2 protein-coding genes are annotated in these 2,623 nt (G+C 75.6%); both read right to left on the minus strand.

The window, feature by feature from the left end; all coding sequences use genetic code 11:
- On the minus strand, positions 1 to 1,134 hold a 1,134-nt coding region (locus K6I34_RS35330), incomplete at its 3' end, for an AAA family ATPase (protein ID WP_229332121.1).
- A gap of 46 nt (positions 1,135 to 1,180) precedes the next feature.
- Positions 1,181 to 2,347 carry an exonuclease SbcCD subunit D gene (locus K6I34_RS35335; RefSeq protein WP_229332122.1) on the minus strand — a complete coding sequence of 389 codons (1,167 nt, stop codon included), beginning with the start codon at positions 2,345 to 2,347 and terminating at the stop codon, positions 1,181 to 1,183.
- Between the last annotated feature and the right edge of the window lie 276 nt (positions 2,348 to 2,623).

Consider the following 2,623-nt stretch of genomic DNA (forward strand, 5'->3'; position numbering starts at 1 on the left):
GGCCCGCCGCTCGGCGTCGGCCGCCGCGCGGTGGGCGCGCCCGGCCTCCTCGTACAGCTCCAGGGCGGGGACGACGGCCGCGGCGGCGACGGCCCGCTCCAGGCGCCCGCGCAGTTCCTCGCGCTCGGCGCGGCTCCCGTCGAACCCGGCGGCACGCTGCCGGGCCGTCGCGTGCCGGTGCTGGAGCGCGGCCAGTTCACGCGTGGCCTCGGCGTGCCGCTGCGCGGCGCGGTGCCCCTCCTCGGCGGTGCGCAGGGCCACGGCCGCGATGCCGTACCGCTCCCGCGCGCTCGCGCGTGCCAGCGCCGCCCACTCCAGCACGGCCTCGGCCAGCCCCGCGTCGCCGGGCGACAGGGAAGCGCCCGCGGCCTTGGCCGTACGAGAGGAGGTGCGGGTACGGGAAGTGGCGGTGCGCTGCTCCGGTACGAGGGCGGGCGCGCCCGGCGTGGGCAGCGAGGCGTCGCCCACGGCCTGCTGCATCCGGTGGAGGAGGGCGAGAAGCTGCTCGTCCCCGCTGTGCACCTGCTGCTCGGCGGCGCGGCGCAGCTCGGCGAGGTGCTCCTCGACGGCGGCGAAGCGGCTGGTGTCGAAGAGCTTGCCGAGCAGCTTGCCGCGCGCGGTGTCCTCGGCGCGCAGGAAGCGGGCGAAGTCGCCCTGCGGCAACAGCACCACCTGGCAGAACTGCTCCCGGCTCATGCCGATCAGCTGGGCGATCTCCTCACCGATCTCCTGGTGGGAGCGGCTGAGCCCGTGCCACTGCCCGTCGGCGCCGAGCTCGCTCAGCTCGCTGTGCGCCCGCTCGCGGGTGAATCCGGCACCGCGCTGCTTGGGGCGCAGCTGCTCCGGCCGCCGGGTGATCTCCAGGCGCCTGCCGCCGACGGTCAGGTCGAGGGTGACCCGGGTGCGGGTGCCGGGGGCGGCGTGGTCGCTGCGCAGCGCGAGGCCGCTGCCCTGGCGGGCCCCGGGCACGCCGCCGTAGAGGGCGTAGCAGACCGCGTCGAGGACGGAGGTCTTGCCCGCGCCGGTGGGGCCGTGCAGCAGGAAGAGCCCTCCGGCCGCCAGCTCGTCGAAGTCGATCTGCTGCTTCGCGCCGAAGGGCCCGAAGGCCTCGATGGTGAGCCGGTGCAGCCTCATCGCGTCTCCTCGCCGGATCGGATCGGTCCGGAGGTGTTCCGCGTGGTCATCGCGTCTCCTCCGCGGCGGTCTCGGCCAGCCGTACGGAGTCGACGGCGCCCGTCAGCACCGTGCGCTCGGAGGCGTCCGGCCCCCGGCCGCCGCGCACGTGTGCCACGAAGTCCTCGGCGATCTCGTGGTCGGAGCGGCCGCGGAGCCGCTGGGCGTAGGAGGCGAGCGGGTCCTCGGGCGGCCGCTCCGGTTCGAGGACGAGGCTCACCACGTGCGGGAAGCGCCGCGCGAGCCGGGCCATGGGCTCGTCGGGGCGGTGCGGGTCGGTCAGGGTGGCCTCGACCCACGCCTCCTCGTGCCGCTCCAGGCGCGGGTCCTGGAGCAGTTCGTCGAGGCGGCCGCGGATGCGGGCGAGCGGGCGCGGCACCGGGCAGTCGATCCGCTCGGCGGTCACCTCGCCGCCCGCGCCGAGGTCGACGAGCCACATGGTCTTGCGGTGGGCGGCCTCGGAGAAGGAGTACGCGAGCGGCGAGCCCGAGTAGCGCACGCGCTCGGTGACCGTCTGGCAGCCGTGGAGGTGGCCGAGCGCGGCGTAGTCGACGCCGTCGAAGACCTCGGGGGAGACGGAGGCGACCCCGCCCACGCTGATGTCGCGCTCGCTGTCGCTGCTCGCGCCGCCGGTGACGAAGGCGTGGGCGAGCACGACGGACCGGGTGCCCGCGGGCCGCCCCGCCAGGTCGGCCCGTACCCGCTCCATGGCCGCGGCCAGCACCGCCTGGTGCCCGCCGCGGGGCGTGCCGAACTCGGCACGCACGAGCGACGGCTCCAGATAGGGCAGACCGTAGAAGGCGACGTCACCGTGCTCGTCGGCGAGGACGACGGGGGTGCCGCACTCCGCGGGGGCGGTCCGCAGATGTATCCCGGCCCGCTCGATCAGCCCGGCCCCGACGCCCAGGCGGCGGGGCGAGTCGTGGTTGCCGGAGATCATCACGGTGGGCACACCGGCCTCGGCGAGCCGGTGCAGGGCCGTATCGAAGAGCTCGACGGCGGCCAGCGGCGGTACCGCGCGGTCGTAGACGTCCCCGGCGACGAGCACGACGTCGACCTCCCGCGCGCGGACGGTCGCCACGAGGTGGTCGATGAACTCCCGCTGCCCCTGGAGCAGGCTCATCCGGTGGAAGGAGCGCCCGAGGTGCCAGTCGGAGGTGTGCAGCATTCTCATGTCGCGGCCCCGACCCGCATGTCTTCCCCGTCCTCCCGCTCGCTGCCCGCTTCCGGGCCGTGCCCGGCCCGCAGGCTCCGGCACCGGCACCGGCACGACGGCTGCCGTGGACACGGCAGCCGTCCTTGTAGTTTCGCACGCGTCCCCGTCCCGCCGGAGGGGCATGCGGAAGATCACCGAGGAGATCACGGGGAAGAGCACGGGAAAGACGGGGGACACACGTCCGCCCGGACCGGTCTGCGGGGGTTCGGACCGGTCCGGGCGGAGCTTCGGGAG

This window comes from Streptomyces sp. UNOC14_S4 (assembly GCF_020740835.1).
GTDB lineage: Bacteria > Actinomycetota > Actinomycetes > Streptomycetales > Streptomycetaceae > Streptomyces.